This window comes from Streptomyces sp. GMY02 (assembly GCF_019056675.1).
Classification (GTDB): domain Bacteria; phylum Actinomycetota; class Actinomycetes; order Streptomycetales; family Streptomycetaceae; genus Streptomyces; species Streptomyces odonnellii.
This window is the reverse complement of sequence record NZ_CP077658.1, coordinates 5,747,958-5,768,800: the sequence shown is the minus strand read 5'-3', so window position 1 is coordinate 5,768,800 and position 20,843 is coordinate 5,747,958. Positions and strand designations below refer to the sequence as shown.

Sequence of the window (20,843 nt, the reverse complement as noted above, 5' to 3'; positions counted from 1 at the left end):
CGGGATGAACAGGTCAACAGGCACCACCGAGCGGGCGAGCATCCTTCTCGTCGACGACATGGAGGACAATCTCGACGCGCTGGAGGCGGTCCTGGCCTCGCTGGACCAGACGCTCGTACGGGCCCGCTCCGGCGAGGAGGCGGTACGGGAGCTGCTGCTGCGGCCGTTCGCGGTGATCCTGCTCGATGTCCGGATGCCGGGCATGGACGGTTTCGAGACGGCCTACCGCATCAAACGGCTCGACCGCGCCAAGGACATCCCGATCATCTTTCTGAACGGGCCCGAGTCCGGCGGGGGTTATGCCTTCCACGGGTATGCCACGGGCGCGGCGGACTTCCTCAACAAGCCATTCGACCCCTGGGTGTTACGCGCCAAGGTCAGCGTCTTCCTGGATCTGCACCGCAAGAACAGGGAGGTGGAGCGGCTGCTGGCGCGGGAACGCGAGCAGTTGGGGGAGATAGCGGGCCGGCTGTCGTCGATCGAGGAGGCGCTGCGGCGGGGCGCGCCGGACGATCTCGCGGCGCTGGGCAAGCAGCTCGCCTGTATCGGCGAGACGCTCTGTGAGCTGCGACGGGAACAGGAGCAGTAACAGCGGCGGTTGGGCACCGCGCTCAGGCCACCCGGAGCTCTCAGCCACACGGAGCACTCAGGCCACCCAGAACCCCCGAGGCCGCCCGTGCACCCCAAGCACCTCAAGCGTCCCGGGCACCTCGCGCACCTCAAGCCGCCCGGGCACCTCACGCACCTCAAGCCGCCCGGGCACCTCAAGCCGCGCCGAACCCTCAGACCTCCCGCGTCCCCTCGTACATCTCCTCGATCAGGTCCTTGTACTCCCGCTCCACCACCGGCCGCTTGAGCTTGAGGCTCGGCGTCAGCTCGCCGTGCTCGACATCCAGATCGCGCGGCAGCAGCCGGAACTTCTTGATGGTCTGCCAGCGCTGGAGCCCCGCGTTGAGCCTCCGCACATAGCCGTCGATGAGCTGCCGCACCTGCGCGGACGCGACCACATCGGCGTACGGCCTGCCGCCCATGCCGTTCTCCGCCGCCCAGCCGAGGATCGTCGGCTCGTCGAGCGCGATCAGCGCCGTACAGAAATTGCGGTCAGCGCCGTGCACCAGGATGTTGGAGACGAACGGGCACACCGCCTTGAACTGGCCCTCGACCTCCGCCGGCGCGATGTACTTGCCGCCCGACGTCTTGATCAGGTCCTTCTTGCGGTCGGTGATCCGCAGATAGCCGTCGGGGGACAGCTCGCCGATGTCGCCGGTGTGGAACCAGCCGTCGGGCTCCAGCACTTCGGCGGTCTTCTCGGGCAGTCCGTGGTACCCGGCCATGATCCCCGGGCTGCGCAGCAGGATCTCGCCGTCGTCCGCGATCCGTACCTCGGTGCCGGGCAGCGGCTTGCCGACCGTGCCGGTACGGTACGCCTCCCCCGGGTTCACAAAGCTGGCGGCGCTGGACTCGGTCAGTCCGTATCCCTCCAGGATGTGGATGCCCGCGCCGGAGAAGAAGTAGCCGATGTCGGGTGCCAGCGCGGCGGAACCGGAGATCGCGGCGCGCAGCCGCCCGCCGAACGCCTCGCGCAGCTTGGCGTAGACGAGCGCGTCGGCGACCTTGTGCTGCGCGTTGAGGGCGAACGGTACGGACGCGGTGCCCGTACGGCGGAAGTTGTCCTGGCCAATCCTGGCGTACTCGCGGGCGATCCCGGCGGCCCATTTGAAGATCCGGTACTTGGCGGGACCGCCGGCCCGGGCCTTGGCCGCGACCCCGTTGTAGACCTTCTCGAAGATGCGCGGCACGGCCGCCATATAGGTCGGCTGGACGACCGGCAGATTCTCGATGATCTTGTCGACACGGCCGTCCACGGCGGTGATGTGCCCGACCTCGACATGCCCCGAGGTCAGCACCTTGCCGAAGACATGGGCGAGCGGCAGCCACAGATACTGCACATCGTCCTTGCTGAGCAGATTGGTGGCGGCGATGGCCTTGGCCATGTACGACCAACTGTCGTGTGCCAGCCGTACGCCCTTGGGGCGGCCTGTGGTCCCCGAGGTGTAGATCAGAGTGGCGAGCTGGGTGGCGGTGATGGCGCCGACCCGCTCCTTGACCGCTTCCGGGTGGGTGAGCAGATACTCGGTGCCGCGCGTCTCCAGATCGGCCAGGGACAGCACCCAGCCGTCCGGGTCACCCTCGGCCGGCAGCGCGTCGGCGGTGTCGATCACCACGACATGAGCGAGCCGCGGCAGTTCGGCCCGGCGCTCACGGGCCTTGGCGAGCTGGGCGGCGTCCTCCGCGATCAGGACCCGGCTGTCGGAGTCGGCGAGGATGTACGCGGACTCCTCGGTGTTGGTCGAGGGGTAGACCGTGGTGGTCGCGGCGCCCGCGCACATCACCCCGAAGTCCGCGAGGATCCATTCGACGCGGGTGGCGGCGGCGAGCGCGACGCGCTCCTCCGGCTCCACGCCCAGCGCGATCAGACCGGCGGCGATGGCGTACACGCGTTCCGCCGCCTCGCTCCAGCTCAGCGAGCGCCATTCGTCGGGGCCCCGGCCGGACGGGCGGGGGACGGGGTAGCGGTAGGCCTCCGCGTCCGGCGTGGCAGCCACGCGCTCAATGAAGAGGGTCGCCACGGAGGGCGGCCGGTTCTCGATCAAGGTCTGTGTGTCGCTCACGACATCCTCCGGGCCCGCGGCTGCGCTGCGTGACTGAACTGAACCGTCCGGCTGAACCATGACCGCCGGGTGACCGCCGGGTAACTAACCGGCGAGTAACTACGGCTCAGTGATCAGACTAGAGGGGACCCGGCCGGTGCGTAAGAGGCAGTACGGAGCCGCTTGAAAAGCGATGAGGAGCGTCGAAGGGCGATGCGGAGGGATTGGCAAAGGGATTGAGGGAGGGGGTGACGGGCGAGGGCCCTGCACACCGCGGTGTACAGGGCCCTCGCCGACGGCGCCCGCAGCGGGCGGCGCCGCCGCTACTTCTTCGCCTTGCCGCCGGACTCGTCGCTGGACAGCACCGCGATGAAGGCCTCCTGCGGGACCTCCACGCTGCCGACCATCTTCATCCGCTTCTTGCCCTCCTTCTGCTTCTCCAGCAGCTTCCGCTTCCGGGAGATGTCACCGCCGTAGCACTTGGCGAGGACGTCCTTGCGGATGGCGCGGATCGTCTCGCGGGCGATCACCCGGGAGCCGATCGCGGCCTGGATGGGCACCTCGAACGCCTGGCGCGGGATCAGCTCGCGCAGCTTGGCGACGAGCCGCACCCCGTACGCGTACGCCTGGTCCCGGTGGGTGATCGCCGAGAAGGCGTCGACCTTGTCGCCGTGCAGCAGGATGTCGACCTTGACGAGCTGGGCGGTCTGCTCGCCCGTGGGCTCGTAGTCCAGCGAGGCATAGCCCCGGGTCTTTGACTTGAGCTGGTCGAAGAAGTCGAAGACGATCTCGGCGAGCGGCAGGGTGTAGCGGATCTCGACCCGGTCCTCGGAGAGATAGTCCATGCCCAGCAGGGTGCCGCGGCGGTTCTGGCACAGCTCCATGATCGAGCCGATGAACTCGCTGGGGGCGAGGATCGTGGCCCGCACGACCGGCTCATGCACCGAGTCAATTTTCCCCTCGGGGAATTCACTCGGATTGGTGACCGTGTGCTCCTTACCGTCCTCCATCAGTACGCGGTAGACGACGTTGGGGGCGGTAGCGATCAGATCGAGGCCGAACTCGCGCTCCAGCCGCTCCCTGATCACATCGAGGTGCAGCAGCCCGAGGAAGCCGACGCGGAAGCCGAAGCCGAGGGCCGCGGAGGTCTCGGGCTCGTAGACCAGGGCCGCGTCATTGAGCTGGAGCTTGTCGAGGGCGTCGCGCAGCTCGGGGTAGTCCGAGCCGTCCAGCGGATAGAGGCCGGAGAACACCATCGGCTTCGGGTCCTTGTAGCCGCCGAGCGCCTCGGTGGCCCCACGGGTGAGCGTGGTGATCGTGTCACCGACCTTGGACTGGCGTACGTCCTTCACACCGGTGATCAGATAGCCGACCTCGCCGACGCCGAGGCCGTCCGCCGGCAGCATCTCCGGGGAGTTCGTACCGATCTCCAGCAGCTCGTGCGCGGCCCCGGTGGACATCATCCGGATCCGCTCGCGCTTGTTGAGCTGGCCGTCGATGACTCGTACATACGTCACGACACCGCGGTACGAGTCGTAGACCGAGTCGAAGATCATCGCGCGGGCGGGGGCGTCCGCGACCCCGACCGGCGCCGGAACGTCCGCGACCACCCGGTCGAGCAGGGCGTCCACACCGACACCCGTCTTCGCCGAGACCTTGAGGACGTCCTCGGGGCCGCAGCCGATGAGGTTCGCCAGCTCCTCGGAGAACTTCTCCGGCTGCGCGGCCGGGAGATCGATCTTGTTCAGCACCGGGACGATGGTGAGGTCGTTCTCCATCGCCAGATAGAGGTTGGCGAGTGTCTGCGCCTCGATACCCTGGGCGGCGTCCACCAGGAGGATCGTGCCTTCACAGGCCGCGAGCGAACGGGACACCTCGTACGTGAAGTCCACGTGGCCCGGCGTGTCGATCATATTGAGGATATGGGTCGTGCCCTGGTCCTCACCCGTGCGGGGGGCCCAGGGCAGCCGGACCGCCTGGGACTTGATCGTGATGCCGCGCTCGCGCTCGATGTCCATACGGTCGAGGTATTGAGCACGCATCTGCCGCGAGTCGACGACTCCGGTGAGCTGGAGCATCCGGTCGGCGAGCGTCGACTTGCCGTGGTCGATGTGCGCGATGATGCAGAAGTTGCGGAGCAGCGCAGGGTCCGTGCGGCTCGGCTCGGGCACGTGGGTAGGGGTCGCGGGCACGCGGGGTCCTGATTCTTGAGACGCGCGGCGTCTCGTCTCGGGTGGACGCGGATCGATACGTAGCCTCCATGGTCCCATGGGTGCGGGACTGCGCCGGGTTTGGGCGGGTCCGAGGGTGGCTGGTAGCGTGGTGCGCTGTGTCTCGCGCCACCTCGGTTCGGGACGGATGAGCGGTTCACCGGCTCGGTTCACCGGCTCATCGACGCTAGTGATTCATCAAAGCTGAGAAGGCTGTAAAAACGTGGCGAACATCAAGTCCCAGATCAAGCGGAACAAGACCAACGAGAAGGCACGCCTGCGCAACAAGGCTGTCAAGTCGTCGCTGAAGACCGCGATCCGCAAGGCCCGTGAGGCCGCTGCCGAGGGCGACGTCGAGAAGGCCACCGTGGCCGCTCGCGAGGCGTCCCGCAAGCTCGACAAGGCCGTCTCGAAGGGTGTCATCCACAAGAACACCGCCGCCAACAAGAAGTCGGCGCTGGCTGTCAAGGTCGCCTCCCTTCAGGGCTGAGCTGTTTCCGCTCCACTTGATTTGACCGCCGGAAGGGACTCAGCGGGCCCTCTCTACCGCTCCTGACCGGCACTCCGGACTCGTACGCGACTGCGTTCGCCACGCGGGTACGAGTCCAGTCTCAAGACGCCGGGCCCCGGCGCCGCCCTTCCCCAGGACGGCACCGGGGCCTTCGTCATGCGTGTGCTTCGTCGTGCGTGTGCTTTGTCCTGCGTGTGTGTACGCATGTGTACGCGCTGTGGCGGGCGCTACCGGCGGTGTACGAGGCCGACGTGAGCGGAGGAGTGCGGCGTACGGCGTACGAGGGTCCCGGCGCCCGGCCGGCGACGGTCAGTTTCCGCGGCCGGAGCGGGCGGCGCGGGCGATCGCGACGACCGCCTTCTCCAGCGCGTACTCCGGATCGTCGCCGCCGCCCTTGACTCCGGCGTCGGCCTCGGCGACGGCTCGCAGCGCCACCGCCACTCCGTCCGGGGTCCAGCCGCGCATCTGCTGGCGCACCCGGTCGATCTTCCAGGGCGGCATCCCCAGCTCGCGGGCGAGATCCGCGGGCCTGCCGCCGCGCGCCGACGACAGCTTGCCGATGGCCCGCACGCCCTGGGCGAGGGCACTGGTGATCAGTACGGGAGCGACGCCCGTCGACAGCGACCAGCGCAGCGCTTCGAGCGCGTCGGCCGCCCTGCCCTCGACCGCGCGATCGGCGACGGTGAAGCTCGACGCCTCGGCCCGGCCCGTGTAGTACCGCCCGACGACCGCCTCGTCGATCGTGCCCTCGACATCGGCGGCGAGCTGGGAGACGGCGCTCGCCAGCTCGCGCAGGTCGCTGCCGATGGAGTCGACGAGTGCCTGGCAGGCCTCGGGGGTGGCCGAGCGGCCCAGCGCGCGGAACTCGGAGCGTACGAAGGTGAGCCGCTCGGCGGGCTTGGTCGTCTTGGGGCAGGCCACCTCACGGGCCCCCGCCTTGCGCGCCGCGTCCAGCAGCGCCTTGCCCTTGGCTCCTCCCGCGTGCAGCAGGACGAGGGTGATCTCCTCGACCGGGGCGCCGAGATACGCCTTGACGTCCTTGACCGTGTCGGCGGAGAGGTCCTGCGCGTTCCGTACGACGACGACCTTGCGCTCGGCGAACAGCGACGGGCTGGTCAGCTCGGCCAGGGTGCCGGGCTGGAGCTGGTCCGGGGCGAGGTCGCGGACGTCCGTGTCGGCGTCGGCGGCGCGGGCCGCCGCCACGACCTGCTGCACGGCGCGGTCGAGCAGCAGGTCCTCCTGGCCCACGGCGAGCGTGACCGGGGCGAGGAGATCGTCGGGGGAAGACTTTCTGGTGGCCATCGCGGTCCAGCATGGCACGCACCACTGACAACGCGGGCCGTCGGCCCGGGGTCAGCCCAGGGGCCAACTCACGCCCGGACACCGACCGGGGGCGGCCCAGGTCGCTCAGCGCCGGTCAGGTCGCTCAGCGCCGGTCAGGTCGCTCAGCGCCGGTCGGATCGGTCGGGTTGCCCGGCTGTTGGTGCGAGCCGGCGCCGGGCCCGGCTCAGTACGCTTCCCGCCAGCCGTCCCAGTCCGCCACGAACTCGTCCAGCGCCGCGCCGTCCATCCGCGCCTCCGGGTCCTCCACGACCACCAGCCACTGGGCGTCCTCGGCGTCGTCCTCGCCGGCCAGGGCGTCCCGTATCACCCGCGGTTCGTCGTCCGCGCCGAACCGCTCACCCAGCGCCTGCGCCACTTCTTCCGCGGCCTCGCGGTCGGGCAGGACCAGTACATGTCTCACATCGCTCACGGCCGTATTGTCCCAGCCGGTCGCCCCGGCGGTCGCCCCGGCCGGACCGCCCGCCGGGGCGGTCGGTCAGCCCTTGGGGACGATCTGGATATCCATCTCGATCTTGATGCTGGACCCGACGACGGCGATGCCCCGCGCGAGCATCGACTGCCAGTTGACGGTGTAGTCCTCGCGGTGCAGTTCGGTGGTGGCGCGGACGGCCGCGCGGGTCTCGCCCTCCATTCCATTGCCTATGCCCAGGTAGTGGGTGTCGAGGGTGATGGTCCGGGTCACGCCGTGCAGGGTGAGCGCCCCGGTGATCGCCCAGTTGTTGCCGCCCCGGTGGATGAAGCGGTCGCTGTAGAACTCCAGCGTCGGGTAGTTGGCCACATCGAGGAAATCCGCCGACCGCAGATGGTCGTCACGCATCTGCACACTGGTGTCGATCGACGCGGCGCCGATGACCACATGCATCGCCGACTCGTCCATCGTCTCGCCGATCCTGATCGCCCCGGCGAAGTTGTCGAACCGCCCGTGGACCCGGGCGAGTCCGATGTGACGGGCGATGAAACCGATCCGGGAGTGGGCCGGTTCGATCTCCCACTCACCGGGAGCGGGCAGCGGGAGCGAGGGCGCCACTTGAAGGGTGATGTCCCCCAGGCCCGAGGAGTCCGCTCCGTCGGTGATCCACGCGTTGCCCCGGTACGGGGTGAAGCTGTCAGCCGAGATGGCCACCCGGTACTCCCCGAAGGGGACCATCGCCACGATCATGCCGAACGGATCGGTCTCCCCGCTCACGATCTTGCGGCCGCCACTGTCGCTCACCGTGAACTCGGCCCGTACGACAGGATCGTTGACCGGGTCGAGGACCCGGCAGGTCAGCAGGCCCGCTCCGGGCGGCACGGACAGTCCCGCGAGCGGGTTGTTTCTCTGCTGCGTGGCCGTCCGTCGGCCGAGAAGGCGGCTCATCATGCTGTACGTACCCCTGTGCGATCGTGCTCTGCGGGGCCGCGCACGGCCGGACATCCTTGTCGGGGCGGCGACCCATGACGAGTAGGCATTCGACCACCCGTGCCCCGTTCGAGGCAAACGTACGGACAGATAGCGAACTCAGGTACTACACACCGCCGACGGAAGATTGCCGGAGACCCCCGCCCCGGGCGGACCCCGCGTCATATGCCCCGCGCTCCCGGCCCGGGCGGCCTCCGGACCGGACCGGCCCCGGGGCACCGCACGCAGCCCCGCGCCCGCTCCCACCACCGCGATCGCCCCGTCCGTGTCCGTCCGCAGCACCGCTGCTCCCCCGGCACGCAGCGCCCCGACCGTGCGGGGTGACGGATGGCCGTACGGGTTGTCCCGGCCGACGGAGATCAGCGCGAGCCGGGGCCGGACCGCCCGGAGCAGCCCCGGATCCTGGAACGGCGAACCATGATGGGCCACTTTGAGCACATCCACCGGCGGCAGCACCGGCCAGTCACTCAACAGGCCCTGCTGAGCGGGTGGTTCAAGATCACCGAGCAGCAGCAGCGCGGGCCCACGCTCGACCCCTACGAACAGCGTGACGCTGGAGTCGTTGGGCTCCCCGCCGGCCGGCCCCGGCCCGGCCCGGGGCCACAGCACCCGCCAGGTGAGCGGCCCGGTCCGCCGCCGCTCCCCCGGCTCCGCTCGGACGACGGGCACCCCCGCCCCGGCGGCGGTCCTCCGTACGAACGCGGCCTGCTCCGGCGGCTCTTCGGAGGTCGTCGTCTGGATCGCGCCGACCGCCCTGCCCCGCAGCACACCGGGCAGCCCGGCCACATGGTCGGCGTGGAAGTGGGTGAGCAGCAGCAGCGGAACGCGTGTGACCCCGAGATCCCGCAGACACCGGTCGGCCGGCCCGGGCTCGGGACCGGTGTCCACCACCACCGCCGTCCCCTCCCCGGCCGCGAGCACCGCCATGTCGCCCTGCCCCACGTCGCACATCGCGAACGCCCAGCCCGGCGGCGGCCAGCCGGTGACGATCCGGGTGAACGGCGGCGGCCGCAGAACCGCGAGCAGCAGGAACACCGCGCAGGCTGCGGCCGTCCAGGGATGGCGCGGGACCCGTCGTACGGCGAGCACGACCAGGACCGTCAGCGCGGCCAGCAGCAGCCCGCCCCGCCAGCCGCCCGGCCAGGTGATCCCCGCACCCGGCAGGGCCGCGCCACCGCGGGCGACGGACGCGATCCAGCCCGCGGGCCAGCCGCCGCACCGGGCCAGCGCCTCCGCCACCGGCATCGCGACCGGCGCCATGGCGAGGGCCGCGAACCCGAGAACCGTGGCCGGGGCGACGGCCAGTTCGGCGAGGAGATTGCACGGGACGGCCACCAGACTGACCCGGGCCGCGAACACCGCCACCACCGGCGCGCACACCGCCTGCGCCGCCCCCGCCGCGGCCAGCGCCTCCGCCAGCCGGGCAGGCACCCCGCGCCGCCGCAGCGCGTCGGCCCACCGCGGCCCGATGACGAGCAGGGAGCCGGTGGCCAGTACGGAGAGGAGGAAGCCGTAACTGCGGGCCAGCGCCGGGTCGTACAGCACCAGCAGCAGGACGGCCGCGGCCAGCGCGGGAATCAGCGTCCTGCGCCGGCCCGTACCGATGGCCAGCAGGGTGATCAGCCCGCAGGCGGCGGCCCGCAGCACACTGGGCTCCGGCCGGCAGACGACCACAAAGCCGAGTGTGAGCGCCCCGCCGCCCAGCGCGGTCCACCGCAGCGGGATCCGCAGAAGCGGTGCGAGCCCGCGCCGCTCCGCCCGTACGGCCAGCCCCGGTGGCCCGATCAGCAGGGCGAGCACAATGGTCAGATTGCTTCCGGAGACGGCCAGCAGATGGGTGAGATCGGTCGCCGTAAAGGCCTCGTGCAGCTCAGGGGTCACCCGGGAGGTGTCGCCGACGACCAGTCCCGGCAGCAGCGCCCGGGCGTCCGGCGCGAGCTTCTCGGTCGCCTCGCGCAGCCCGGCACGGAGGTCTCCGGCCATGCGCTGTACACGAGTTGGCTGTCCGATGACACGCGGTGGCCCCTTGCCTTCCACCCGCAGGGCCGCCGCATAGGGGTCGTTGCCGTGCAGCGGGGGCGAGAGCCGCCCGGTCAGCCGCAGCCGGGTGGAGGGCAGCAGCCGCTGCCACCGGCCGGCGTGCTCACCGGGCCCGGCGATCACCAGGACAGGTGTGCGGCCCATGGTGGTCCTCCCGCCCGGTCCCGTCACCCGGGTGAGATCCGCGTCGAGCACAAACCCTCCGCCGGTCATCCGGTCGCCGAAGACCCTGGGACGGGTGGACCGGGGATCGGAGGTGACCGTCAATTCCACCGAGACACGGGCATACCGCTCCGCGAGGCCGGGCACGGGTCCCCGGTGCGCGTCCGCGCTGTGCAGCCCGGCGGACGCCGCTCCGGCCGCCGCACACAGCAGCGCCCCCGCGACGGCGACACCACCCAGCGGCCGCCGCCGCCCGGCACCGCACCAGGCGAGCAGCAGCCCCGCCAGCGCCAGACACACCAGCACACCGACAGCCGTCCAGAGTCCTGGAGCACCTGCCGCGAGGGCGGCCGCGCCCCAGGCCGCCAGCGCGAGCGGAACCAGCCGGAGGTCGGCCGGCCCCTCCCTCCAGCGCGGCTCCGCGGGGTCCGGGCGAAGACCGTCCGGCCCCTGAACCATGGGGCGCGTCATGGCCGTACGAGCGGTTGGAGGTCCGCGAACCTGCGCGCGCCGATCCCGTTTACCTCGCGAAGCTCCTCGATGGACCGGAATCCGCCGTGCTCGGTGCGGTAGTCGATGATGTGCCGGGCGAGTACGGGCCCCACTCCGGGGAGTGTGTCGAGCTGTTCCACCGTGGCGGAGTTGAGACTCACCGGCGCGGCGGGCCCCGCCGCGGCACCGCCGCCCGTGCCGGTACCCGGACCGACGGCGGTGCCAACTCCCGTGAGGCCCCCGCCCGGTGGGGCCGGGCCGCCCACCACGACCTGTTCGCCGTCCATCAGCACCCGCGCCCGGTTGAGCCCCGTGATGTCCGCGCCGGGCTTCACACCCCCGGCCGCGCGCAGTGCGTCGGCGACCCGCGAACCGGTCGGCAGCCGCAGCACCCCCGGCTTCCGTACCTTCCCCCCGACATCCACGACCACCCGGCCCCGCTCCACCGAGGGTGACGAACGCGGCGGCATCCGTGGCACCGGGGCCCCCGCACCGACCGCTTCCGGCACCTCGACGGACTGGGGACGCCCGGTCCAGAAGTGCTGAGCCGCGAGGATCGCGGCCACCACCAGGACCACCGCGAGTGCCGCGAGGGTCCTGGGTTCGAGACCGCATCTGAGCTGGATCCACAGCGGCAGCCGCTCCCGCAGCGCGGGCCCCACCCGTGCCCGCCCACGCACCACCTGACCTGCCCCGCCGTCGTCTCCGCCTCCGGGAAAGGCCGGTGGATCCACAGCCGTCACCACCGGCACCCGCGCACGGGCGAAGAGCGCGTCCGCACGGCGGCGCGGATCCGGCGGGGGCGGAGCCGTACCGTCCACGCGCCCGGCATGCGGCAGAGCCGCACGGGTCCGGACGCGGGCCCGGCCATGCCGGGCGCGGAGATCGGAGCCCGGGGCGCGACCCGGGCCGCTGGTTACGGAGCGTGTTCGGAGAGTCATGTCACAGACGGTAGGCACATCCGTCCGGCCCCGCTGAGCGGGCCGCATTTCCGTGGACAACCAAGGGATTGTGGAAAACCCGCTCACCCATAAGAGCGGCCAGCACCCACACGACGCCCCCGCCGGAGCCCCGGCCAAGCCTCGCCGGCACCCCGGCCGACATCCCCGTCGGAGCCCCGCGCAAGCCTCACCGACACCCGGCCGGCATCCCCGCCAAGCCCGGCCCCGAGCAACGCCCCCGCCCAGCTCCCCGGCCGACGTCCCCACCAGTGCCCCAGCCCAAAGGCCCGCCGAGAACCCGTCGGCGCCCCGCCCCTCAGCGCGGTGAGATCACAGCTCCCAGCAGCCCCGGCCCCGTGTGCGCTCCGATCACCGCGCCCACCTCGCTCACATGCAGATCCACCAGCCCCGGCACCCGCTCGCGCAGCCGCTCGGCGAGCGTCATGGCCCGTTCCGGCGCCGCGAGATGGTGTACGGCGATGTCCACCCGGCCCGTGGCCGCCCGCTCGGCGACGACCTCCTCCAGCCGCGCGATCGCCTTCGAGGCCGTCCGTACCTTCTCCAGCAGCTCGATCCGCCCGCCGTCCAGTTGCAGCAGCGGCTTCACCGCCAGCGCCGAGCCCAACAGGGCCTGGGCGGCTCCGATCCGGCCTCCCCGGCGCAGATAGTCGAGCGTGTCGACATAGAAGTACGCGGAGGTGCCCGCGGCCCGCTTCTCGGCGGCGGCCACCGCCTCGTCCAGCGTGCCGTCGCCCTCCGCGGCCTCGGCGGCGGCCAGCGCGCAGAACCCGAGGGCCATCGCCACCATCCCGGTGTCCACCACCCTGACCGGCACGGGCGCCTCCTTCGCCGCGAGCACGGCGGCGTCGTACGTCCCGGAGAACTCGGCCGAAAGGTGGAGGGAGGCGATCCCGGTCGCCCCGGCCTCCGCCGCCGTGCGATAGGCCGCCGCGAAGACATCGGGGCTCGGGCGCGAGGTGGTGACGGACCGCCGCTTCTGGAGCGCCAAGGCCAGCGAACGCGCCGAGATCTCGGTGCCCTCCTCCAGCGCGCGGTCACCGAGCACCACGGTCAGCGGCACCGCGGTGATGCCGTGCCGCTCCATCGTCTGCGGCGGCAAGTAGGCCGTGGAATCGGTGACGATAGCGACATGGCGGGACATGAGCGGGAGGTTACCCGTCGTCGCCCCCGGTCGGCAGCCCGGGCCCGGCACAATGATCAATTCCGACCGGCCCCCGATCCTGTCCGGTCAGTTCGTGGCCTCGGGTCTGGCCTGTCCGGTCCGCTTCTGCCAGGGGTACGCGAACCGCTGCCGTGGATCGGCCGGCTTCGGCGGCTCAATGGCCTGCGTCGGCTCCTGTACGGCCTCGCGACGGCCGGCGGCCGACTGAGCCGGAGCGGACTCCGGGGCCTGAGCCGGAGCGGAGGCCGACTGCCCCGGACCGGACTCCGGGGCAGGCACCCCGGCACCCTCCTGAGCCCCCGTCCGCGGCCCTCCGGACCCCGCAGAACGCGCAGTCCCAGCACCTCCCGCGTCCGACGCGGGGTCAACCGCCGGGCCGGGACCCGGGTCAGCCGTCGACCAGTGCCGCAGCGCTCCCGACTCCATGTCGATCTGCTCGCTCAGCGACGCGAGATCGTCCTCCGCGAACTTCCGCGCCCTGTCCCGCGCCGCCCAGCGCAGCGAGTCCGCCGAATGCGTGATCCGCTCCGTACGCTCGCGCAGCTCGGGCAGCCGCTCGGCCACTCTCGCCCGGTCCGGGTCCCGTTCGAGCTGGCGCAGTTCGTCGTCCAGCTCCCGGGCGTGCCCGCCCAGCCGCTGGAAGAGCGCGACCGACTCCGACAGCGAGGCGTCCTCGGCGACGCCCGCCTCAAGCGCTTCCTGCGTCGACCGTATCGACGTACGCAGCTTCATCCTGAGCTGGGCCAGCTCACCGGCCAGACCCGTCTGACCGATGCTTCTCGCCCGCAGCGTGGTCTCCTCGACCGTGCGCCGCGCCTGCGAGATCGTACGGTCGACACGGCGCTTGGCGGCACCCACCGCCTTGACGCTCGCGTACACCCCGAGCGACACGAAGGCGACGAAGAGCAGCGCCAGGATCAAGATTGCGACCTCCATGGGCGCCCCTTCGTCGTCGGTCCCGCTCCGTCCGTTCCCGCTCCCTCCACGGTAAACGGAACAGGCAGGTTAAGGGTTCCTGTCGAGAACCCCCAACCTGCCCGTAAGGGACACCCCTGGTGCCGCCCGGCACCCCTGCCGCCGGCCCGCGGGCCGACCGCTCAGGCCCGCCGGCCAGCGGGCGGGAAACGTCACGCCGGAACGATGTTCACCAGTTTCGGCGCCCGTACGATCACCTTGCGGATGCCCGCGCCGCCCAGTGCCGCGACCACCGCCTCGTCACCCAGCGCCAGCGCCTCCAGCTCCTCGTCCGAGATCGACGGGGAGACCTCCAGCCGCGCCTTGACCTTGCCCTTGATCTGCACCACGCAGGTCACGGCCTCGTCCACCACATACGCCGGGTCCGCGACCGGGAAGTCCTGGTACACGACCGAGTCGGAGTGGCCCAGCCGGTGCCACAGCTCCTCGGCGACATGCGGGGCCAGCGGCGCCACCAGCAGCACCAGCCGCTCGGCGACGGAGCGCGGCACCGGGCCGCCCGCCTTGGTGAGCTGGTTGTTCAGTTCGGTGATCTTGGCGATGGCGGTGTTGAACCGCAGCCCGGTCATGTCCTGGGTGACACCGTCGATCGCCTTGTGCAGCGCGCGCAGCGTCTCCTCGCCAGGCTCGGTGTCCACGACGGTGACCCCGCCGGTCGTCTCGTCGACCACATTGCGCCACAGCCGCTGGAGCAGCCGGTACTGCCCGACCACCGCGCGCGTGTCCCAGGGCCGCGAGACGTCCAGCGGCCCCATGGCCATCTCGTACAGCCGCAGCGTGTCCGCTCCGAACTCGGCGAAGATCTCGTCCGGGGTGACCGCGTTCTTCAGGGACTTGCCCATCTTGCCCAGGACCCGGCTGACCTTCTCGCCCTGGTACCAGTACCCGCCGTCCCGCTCCTCGACCTCGGCCGCGGGCACCGCGATACCGCGGCCGTCCCGGTACACGAAGGCCTGGATCATGCCCTGGTTGTACAGCTTGTGGAACGGCTCGACCGAGGAGATGTGCCCCAGGTCGTACAGCACCTTGGACCAGAAGCGCGCGTACAGCAGGTGCAGTACGGCGTGTTCGGCGCCGCCCACATACAGGTCGACACCGCCGTGCGGCTGCCCCTCGCGGGGGCCCATCCAGTACCGCTCGATGTCCGGGTCGACCAGCTTCTCGCTGTTGTGCGGGTCCAGATAGCGCAGCTCGTACCAGCACGAACCGGCCCAGTTCGGCATGGTGTTGGTCTCACGGCGGTAGCGCCTGACGCCCTCGCCACGGCCCAGGTCCAGTTCGACGTCCACCCACTCCGCGTTCCGCGACAGCGGTGTCTCGGGCTGGGTGTCCGCGTCGTCCGGGTCGAACGTACGCGGCGAGTAGTCGTCGACCTCGGGCAGTTCCAGCGGCAGCATTGACTCGGGCAGCGCGTGCGCGGTGCCGTCCTCGTCGTACACGATCGGGAAGGGCTCGCCCCAGTAGCGCTGGCGGCTGAACAGCCAGTCGCGCAGCCGGAAGTTGACCGTGCCCTCGCCGATACCGCGCTCGGCCAGCCACTCGGTGATCTTCGCCTTGGCCTCGGTCACGCTCAGGCCGTCCAGCGAGATGTCCGTACCCGCCGAGTTGACGATGTGCGCGTCGTACGAGGCGAACGCGTCGTCCCACTCCGCCGGGTCGGTGGAGCGCCCGTCCGAGGGCTCCACCACACAGCGCATCGGGAGCTCGAAGGCGCGCGCGAACGCGAAGTCCCGGCTGTCGTGCGCCGGTACGGCCATGATCGCGCCCGTTCCGTACCCCATCAGCACATAGTCGGCGATGAATACGGGTACGGGCTCGCCGCTGACCGGGTTGGTGGCGTACGCGCCGGTGAACACACCGGTCTTGTCCTTCGCCTCGGCCTGCCGCTCGACATCGGACTTGGACGCGGCCTGCTTGCGGTACGCGCCGACGGCGTCGGCGGGGGTCGCGTGACCGCCCGTCCACACCTCGTGCGTGCCCTCGGGCCAGGCGGCCGGGACGATCTTCTCGACCAGGTCGTGCTCGGGCGCCAGCACCATGTAGGTGGCGCCGAACAGGGTGTCCTGACGGGTCGTGAAGACGGTGATCGCGCCGGCGTCACCGACCGGGAAGTCGACGCGCGCGCCCTCGCTCCTGCCGATCCAGTTGCGCTGCTGGAGCTTGATGGCCTCGGGCCAGTCCAGGGCGTCCAGATCGTTCAGCAGCCGGTCGGCGTACGCGGTGATGCGCATGTTCCACTGGCGCAGCTTCGCCTTGAAGACCGGGAAGTTCCCGCGCTCGGAGCGGCCGTCCGCGGTGACTTCCTCGTTGGCCAGGACGGTGCCCAGTCCGGGACACCAGTTGACGGGCGCGTCGGAGGCGTACGCCAGCCGGTACTCGCCCAGCACGTCGGCGCGTTCGGGGGCGCTCAGCGCGTTCCAGGGGCGCCCGTCAGGAGTGGCGCGCTCCCCGCTCTCGAACTGCGCCACCAGGGTGTCGATGGGGCGGGCCCGGTCGGCGTCCTTGTCGTACCAGGAGTTGAAAATCTGTACGAAGATCCACTGGGTCCACTTGTAGTAGTCCGGGTCGATCGTGGCCACGGACCGCCGCTTGTCGTGCCCCAGGCCCAGCCGGCGGAGCTGGGACTTCATATTGTCCATGGCGGCCTCGGTCGAGACCCGGGGATGCGTGCCGGTGGCGACCGCGTGCTGCTCGGCGGGCAGGCCGAACGCGTCAAAGCCCAGTGTGTGCAGGACGTTGTGGCCGGTCATGCGCTGATGACGGGCGAACACATCGGTGGCGATATAGCCCAGCGGATGTCCGACGTGGAGACCGGCGCCGGACGGGTAGGGGAACATGTCCATGATGAACTTCTTGGGCCTGGCGACCAGCTCCGGGTCACCGGCCAGCTCGCCCGAGGGGTTCGGCGCCTCGTACGTCCCCTCGGCCTCCCAGAAGTCCTGCCAGCGCGCCTCGATACCGGCGGCCATCTCGGCCGTGTAGCGGTGCGGCGCTGCCGGCTCGGCGGCAGCGGGATTCGTCTCGCTCATGTCCTCTGAAGCTCCATCGATCGTCTCTGCCGGCGGTTCGGCTCTGCTCCGGCGCCCGGCGAACGCCGTGCCGGTCCGTGAACGAAAAAACCCCTCGCACAGGAGGGGACGCCGCGCCGATTCCGACCGGATTTCTCATCCGTCGGGACTGATCAGCGCGGCCCGCTAAGCAGAAGGCGCACGGCTCGCATGGCGTCAGGGTACCGCAGGGCCCCGACAGCCCGCACGGACCTTACACGGCGGCGGGCACGGGCCCAGGATGCGGACACAGAACATACGCGTCAGGCACACAGGAAAAGCACACACAAAGCACACGAAAGATGCGCCCGGGGCACAGGAGAAGCACGGGACGGACGCGGCAGGAGTACGGGAGGGCCACAGGAGGGACGCGAGACGGTCGCGGAATGGTTGCGTCCGGAATCCGTTACCCCGCGTATCGCCCTCTTCCGGGGCAACTCTCCGGCCTTCCGGAGTCGGGTAACTCACCTTCCCCTGGTTAAACCTGCAAACCGGGTACTGCCTGGTATGGCTCCACTTAGCATGCGGCAACGGGACCGCTTTCCCGAGCCATTCGGAGTTGCCCCCTCATGAACCGTCAACGCAAGTTCAGCTCGTCGCCCGCCCTCGACCCCGGCATGAGCCGTCAGGTACAGGGCGGACTCACGGTCGCCGCGCTGGTACTGGTACCCCTGCTCGCCGTCGCGGGAGGCGACGCCTTCCGTGCCGCACTCGATTTCACCACCGGCGTCCTGTCGCTGCTGTCCCTGACCGCGGCCGTCGCCTGGGGTCTGATGGCCACCGACCGGCTGCTGCTCTCGCCGCGCCACCGGCTGCTCGCCCAGGGCGTCCACCGGGCGACCGCGATCGCCTCGCTCGGCTTTCTGCTGCTGCACGTCACCGTCAAGGTCGCCCTCGGACATGTGGCGCTGCTCGGCGCCCTGGTGCCGTTCGGCCTCGGTCTCAGCGGTACGAACGGGCTCATCGGCTTCGGCTCGCTGGCCGGGCTGCTGATGATCGTGGCCGCCACGACCGGCGCGATGCGCAGCGCCTTCGCCGTGCCCGGCAGGTTCGCGGGCCGCTGGCGCGCGATGCACATGGTGGCCTATCCGGCCTGGTGCTTCGCCCTGGTGCACGGCCTGTACACCGGCCGTCCCGCCGCGACCTGGGTCGTCACGATGTACTGCCTCGCCCTCCTCGCGGTCGCCGGGGCCGTGTCGCTGCGACTGCTGCCCCAGCCCCTCAAGCGCCGTATCGCCGACCGGATCCTGGTACTGACCGGGGGCGTCGGGGAGGCACCGGAGCCCGAGCAGATCCGCCGCGATCTCGTGTCGGACCCGCTCCCGGGCGCCATGGGCATCCCGCAGCAGCGCGACTACCGGCAGCGGAGCCTCCAGGAGTCCGCCGTCCCCGCACAGCCGGCGGGCCCGGCGCTGGGCCGGCCCCGTACGCCCCCGCGGCTCGCTGCTCCGGCCCCGCCGCTGTACGAGGCGACGCGGTCCATGGCCGAGCCGTTCGCACCGCCGGCCGCTCCGCCCTCCCCGGACCCGTTCGCGGTCACGTCCTCGGATCCCTTCGCGGCCACCGGCCCGCTGCCGGATTCCGGTACCGGTACGGGTATCTCGGCCGGCTATCGCGCGGTCTCCCTGGGCGGCGAGACCACGGCCCGCATACCCGCCGGCGAGATACCCCTCGCCGAGCGCGTCCCCATGACCGAGGAACTGCCCATCGTCGAAGACCCCCAGAGCAGGCCCGGATCCTGGCCCGCGCCCTCCCCGCCGCCGCCCGCGCAGGCCTTCGCGCCGCCCGCGTCCACCCCGTACGACACGGGCGAGGTCCCCTCGTACGGACCGGGCGGAGCCTCTCCGCACGACACCGGCGCGAACCCCTCGTACCCCGCGGGCGGCACGCCGTCGTACGACACGGGCGCCACCCCCGGCGCCACCCCCGTGTACGGTCCTGACGCCCCGTCCCCGTACGACACCGGCGCGCTCCCCACGTACGACACGGGCTCCATGCCGGCGTACGGCGCGGGCCCGCTCCCGCCGTACGACACCGGCTCCGTCCCGGCGTACGGCACCCCCGCCCCCGATGGCACGGTCTCCCCGCCGCCGCCCTCGTCCGACCCCGCTGCCTCCACCGGTCCGCTCTATCCGCCCCCGGCCGGGGAACCCTGGCACGCACCCGCAGGAGACCGACCGTGAACACCCCTCTCCCCGATGTCCCCGAGGTCCGCGTCGTCGGCCTCCCCCAGCTCACCCAGGGCTTCGACCTGGTCGAGCGGCTCGACCTCCCCATGCACCTCAAGGTGCACGGCCCGCTGGAACCGGTCACCGGGGAGCGGCTGGCCCAGCTCGCCGAGAACATGTCACTGACCGGCCGCGGCGGCGCCGGATTCCCCTTCGCCAAGAAGCTGCGCGCGGTGGCGACGGCCGCGATCCGCCGGGGCGTACGGCCCGTCGTCGTGATCAACGGCAGTGAGGGCGAGCCCGCCTGCCGCAAGGACACGGTGCTGATAAACCGCGCCCCGCATCTGATACTCGACGGCGCGCTGCTGGCGGCCGAGGCGCTTGGCGCCCGCACGCTGATCGTCGCGGTCACCCGTAACTCCACCGAGGTCTCGATCCGCGCGGCGCTCGCCGAACGCGGTCTCTCGGACCGGCGCGGACAGCAGTTGCGCGCACGGGTGGTGCGCACGCCGGAGCGCATGGTCTCGGGCGAGGCGTCGGCCGTGATCCGCGCCATCGGGGGCGGTCCCGCCCTGCCGCCGGGCCGCCGTGAGCGCGCCGCCGAGTCGGGTGTCGGCGGTCTGCCGACGCTGCTGTCCAACGCGGAGACCTTCGCGCAGCTCGCCATCGGCGCCAGGATCGGCGCCCGCCGCTACGGCCACACCGGGCTGGACACGGAGCCGGGCACGGTCATGCTCACGATCTCCGGGGCGGTCGCACGCCCGATGGTCGTCGAGGTGCCGACGGGGGTGCCGCTGCGGTACGTCCTCCAGATGGCCGGCGCCCCGCCGCTGCCCCAGGGCGTGCTGACCGGCGGCTACCACGGCAACTGGATCGACTCGGTGGCCGCCCATGAGGCCGTCGTCTCCAAGGAGTCCCTCGCGTCCTTCGGAGGCGCGCTGGGCGCGGGCGCGATCCTGCCGATCGGCCCCGAGACCTGTCCGCTGGGCGAGGCGCTCCGGGTCGCCAACTGGCTCGCGGCCGAGACTGCGGGCCAGTGCGGCCCCTGCAAGCTCGGACTGCCCGCCGCCGCGGGCGGCCTGTCGGACGTCATCAACGGCGGCGGTCCCGCCGCGCTGGAGGCGCTGCGCGCGGTGACCCAGGCGGTCAAGGGCCGGGGCGCCTGCAAGCACCCGGACGGCTCCGCGCGCTTCTTCGCCTCGACCCTGTCCGCGTTTACCGACGACCTCGCCGCGCATGTGCTGGACGGCGGCTGCGGACGCGAGACGACGGGGGTGCTGCCGCTGCCGGGGCCCGGCTACCAGGACGCGGAGGAGTCGATTCCGAGCGGTGAGAAGCTCGCCGTGGACTGGACGCTCTGCCAGGGTCACGGGCTCTGCGCGGACATCGTCCCGGAGCTGATCAGACTTGGCCCCGACGGCTATCCGGCGCTCGCGGACGCGTCGGTTCCGATGCATCTGCGGGGGCGGGCCCAGCGCGCCGTGCGCCGCTGCCCCGAACTGGCGCTCCGTATCGAACAGCCGGCACCCGAGCGGCCCCGGCCCGCACGCGCGGCACTGCCGCCCGGCGGGGGCCGCAAGGCCCTGGGCCCCGGCCGGAGTTGAGCACGAGGACGGGCGGAGCCCTCAAGGGGCCCGCCCGTTCCACACGTAAGCGCTGCCGGGAGGACCCCAAGGGGGGTGCGGGTGGCGAAGCCCGCCGCTACGCGAGGCGGAGTCGG

14 protein-coding genes are annotated in these 20,843 nt (G+C 71.5%); 4 read left to right on the top strand and 10 right to left on the bottom strand.

Features of this window, described 5'->3' with window-relative positions:
* Nucleotides 1–4: 4 nt before the first annotated feature.
* Entirely contained in the window at nucleotides 5–589 is a 585-nt protein-coding gene (locus KQY30_RS24380) for a two-component system response regulator (RefSeq protein ID WP_217308652.1), read from the top strand.
* 193 nt (nucleotides 590–782) lie between these two features.
* Here KQY30_RS24380 and KQY30_RS24375 read toward each other — a convergent pair whose 3' ends face one another.
* Nucleotides 783–2,672, bottom strand: coding sequence for a long-chain fatty acid--CoA ligase (locus KQY30_RS24375; protein WP_217308651.1), 1,890 nt, complete (start codon nucleotides 2,670–2,672; stop codon nucleotides 783–785).
* A 302-nt stretch (nucleotides 2,673–2,974) separates the two neighbouring features.
* On the bottom strand, nucleotides 2,975–4,843 hold the full coding sequence (lepA, locus tag KQY30_RS24370; RefSeq protein WP_217308650.1) for a translation elongation factor 4: 1,869 nt from the start codon (nucleotides 4,841–4,843) through the stop codon (nucleotides 2,975–2,977).
* A gap of 241 nt (nucleotides 4,844–5,084) precedes the next feature.
* Here lepA and rpsT point away from each other — a divergent pair, with 241 nt between their 5' ends.
* Nucleotides 5,085–5,351, top strand: coding sequence for a 30S ribosomal protein S20 (gene rpsT / locus KQY30_RS24365; RefSeq protein WP_046500452.1), 267 nt, complete (start codon nucleotides 5,085–5,087; stop codon nucleotides 5,349–5,351).
* Nucleotides 5,352–5,681: 330 nt separating this feature from the next.
* On the opposite strand, the gene holA is transcribed toward rpsT, so the two are convergent.
* From holA to leuS, 8 genes are all read right to left on the bottom strand, one after another.
* On the bottom strand, nucleotides 5,682–6,674 hold the full coding sequence (gene holA / locus KQY30_RS24360; RefSeq protein WP_217308649.1) for a DNA polymerase III subunit delta: 993 nt from the start codon (nucleotides 6,672–6,674) through the stop codon (nucleotides 5,682–5,684).
* Nucleotides 6,675–6,879: 205 nt separating this feature from the next.
* The gene (locus KQY30_RS24355; protein ID WP_217308648.1) at nucleotides 6,880–7,125 is read right to left on the bottom strand and encodes a hypothetical protein; all 246 of its coding nucleotides are present in this window, start codon (nucleotides 7,123–7,125) and stop codon (nucleotides 6,880–6,882) included.
* A 66-nt stretch (nucleotides 7,126–7,191) separates the two neighbouring features.
* Complete coding sequence (locus KQY30_RS24350) at nucleotides 7,192–8,076, bottom strand: YceI family protein (RefSeq protein WP_217308647.1); 885 nt, start codon at nucleotides 8,074–8,076, stop codon at nucleotides 7,192–7,194.
* 138 nt (nucleotides 8,077–8,214) lie between these two features.
* A complete protein-coding gene (locus tag KQY30_RS24345) occupies nucleotides 8,215–10,776 on the bottom strand; it encodes a ComEC/Rec2 family competence protein (RefSeq protein WP_254407679.1) in 2,562 nt (853 codons plus the stop codon).
* 8 nt (nucleotides 10,777–10,784) lie between these two features.
* Entirely contained in the window at nucleotides 10,785–11,750 is a 966-nt protein-coding gene (locus KQY30_RS24340; RefSeq protein WP_217308645.1) for a helix-hairpin-helix domain-containing protein, read from the bottom strand.
* A 316-nt stretch (nucleotides 11,751–12,066) separates the two neighbouring features.
* Complete coding sequence (locus KQY30_RS24335; RefSeq protein ID WP_217308644.1) at nucleotides 12,067–12,912, bottom strand: DegV family protein; 846 nt, start codon at nucleotides 12,910–12,912, stop codon at nucleotides 12,067–12,069.
* Between the two features lie 87 nt (nucleotides 12,913–12,999).
* Complete coding sequence (locus KQY30_RS24330; protein ID WP_217308643.1) at nucleotides 13,000–13,869, bottom strand: hypothetical protein; 870 nt, start codon at nucleotides 13,867–13,869, stop codon at nucleotides 13,000–13,002.
* 191 nt (nucleotides 13,870–14,060) lie between these two features.
* Nucleotides 14,061–16,937 carry a leucine--tRNA ligase gene (gene leuS, locus KQY30_RS24325; RefSeq protein ID WP_217308642.1) on the bottom strand — a complete coding sequence of 959 codons (2,877 nt, stop codon included), beginning with the start codon at nucleotides 16,935–16,937 and terminating at the stop codon, nucleotides 14,061–14,063.
* 635 nt (nucleotides 16,938–17,572) lie between these two features.
* Here leuS and KQY30_RS24320 point away from each other — a divergent pair.
* Nucleotides 17,573–19,138 (top strand): ferric reductase-like transmembrane domain-containing protein, encoded by a 1,566-nt coding sequence (locus KQY30_RS24320; RefSeq protein WP_217311295.1) that lies wholly within the window; start codon nucleotides 17,573–17,575, stop codon nucleotides 19,136–19,138.
* Nucleotides 19,135–20,727 carry an NADH-quinone oxidoreductase subunit NuoF family protein gene (locus KQY30_RS24315; protein ID WP_217308641.1) on the top strand — a complete coding sequence of 531 codons (1,593 nt, stop codon included), beginning with the start codon at nucleotides 19,135–19,137 and terminating at the stop codon, nucleotides 20,725–20,727. The genes KQY30_RS24320 and KQY30_RS24315 overlap by 4 nt, the downstream gene beginning before the upstream one ends.
* The last annotated feature ends 116 nt before the right edge of the window (nucleotides 20,728–20,843 follow it).

What these genes read in the sequence shown, in the direction of transcription:
- KQY30_RS24380 (WP_217308652.1), top strand. Translation starts at nt 5, where the DNA reads ATGAACAGGTCAACAGGCACCACCGAGCGGGCGAGCATCCTTCTCGTC.
- holA (WP_217308649.1), bottom strand. Translation starts at nt 6,674, where the DNA reads ATGGCCACCAGAAAGTCTTCCCCCGACGATCTCCTCGCCCCGGTCACG.
- KQY30_RS24350 (WP_217308647.1), bottom strand. Translation starts at nt 8,076, where the DNA reads ATGATGAGCCGCCTTCTCGGCCGACGGACGGCCACGCAGCAGAGAAAC.
- KQY30_RS24345 (WP_254407679.1), bottom strand. Translation starts at nt 10,776, where the DNA reads ATGGTTCAGGGGCCGGACGGTCTTCGCCCGGACCCCGCGGAGCCGCGC.
- KQY30_RS24340 (WP_217308645.1), bottom strand. Translation starts at nt 11,750, where the DNA reads ATGACTCTCCGAACACGCTCCGTAACCAGCGGCCCGGGTCGCGCCCCG.
- KQY30_RS24335 (WP_217308644.1), bottom strand. Translation starts at nt 12,912, where the DNA reads ATGTCCCGCCATGTCGCTATCGTCACCGATTCCACGGCCTACTTGCCG.
- KQY30_RS24330 (WP_217308643.1), bottom strand. Translation starts at nt 13,869, where the DNA reads ATGGAGGTCGCAATCTTGATCCTGGCGCTGCTCTTCGTCGCCTTCGTG.
- leuS (WP_217308642.1), bottom strand. Translation starts at nt 16,937, where the DNA reads ATGAGCGAGACGAATCCCGCTGCCGCCGAGCCGGCAGCGCCGCACCGC.
- KQY30_RS24320 (WP_217311295.1), top strand. Translation starts at nt 17,573, where the DNA reads ATGAGCCGTCAGGTACAGGGCGGACTCACGGTCGCCGCGCTGGTACTG.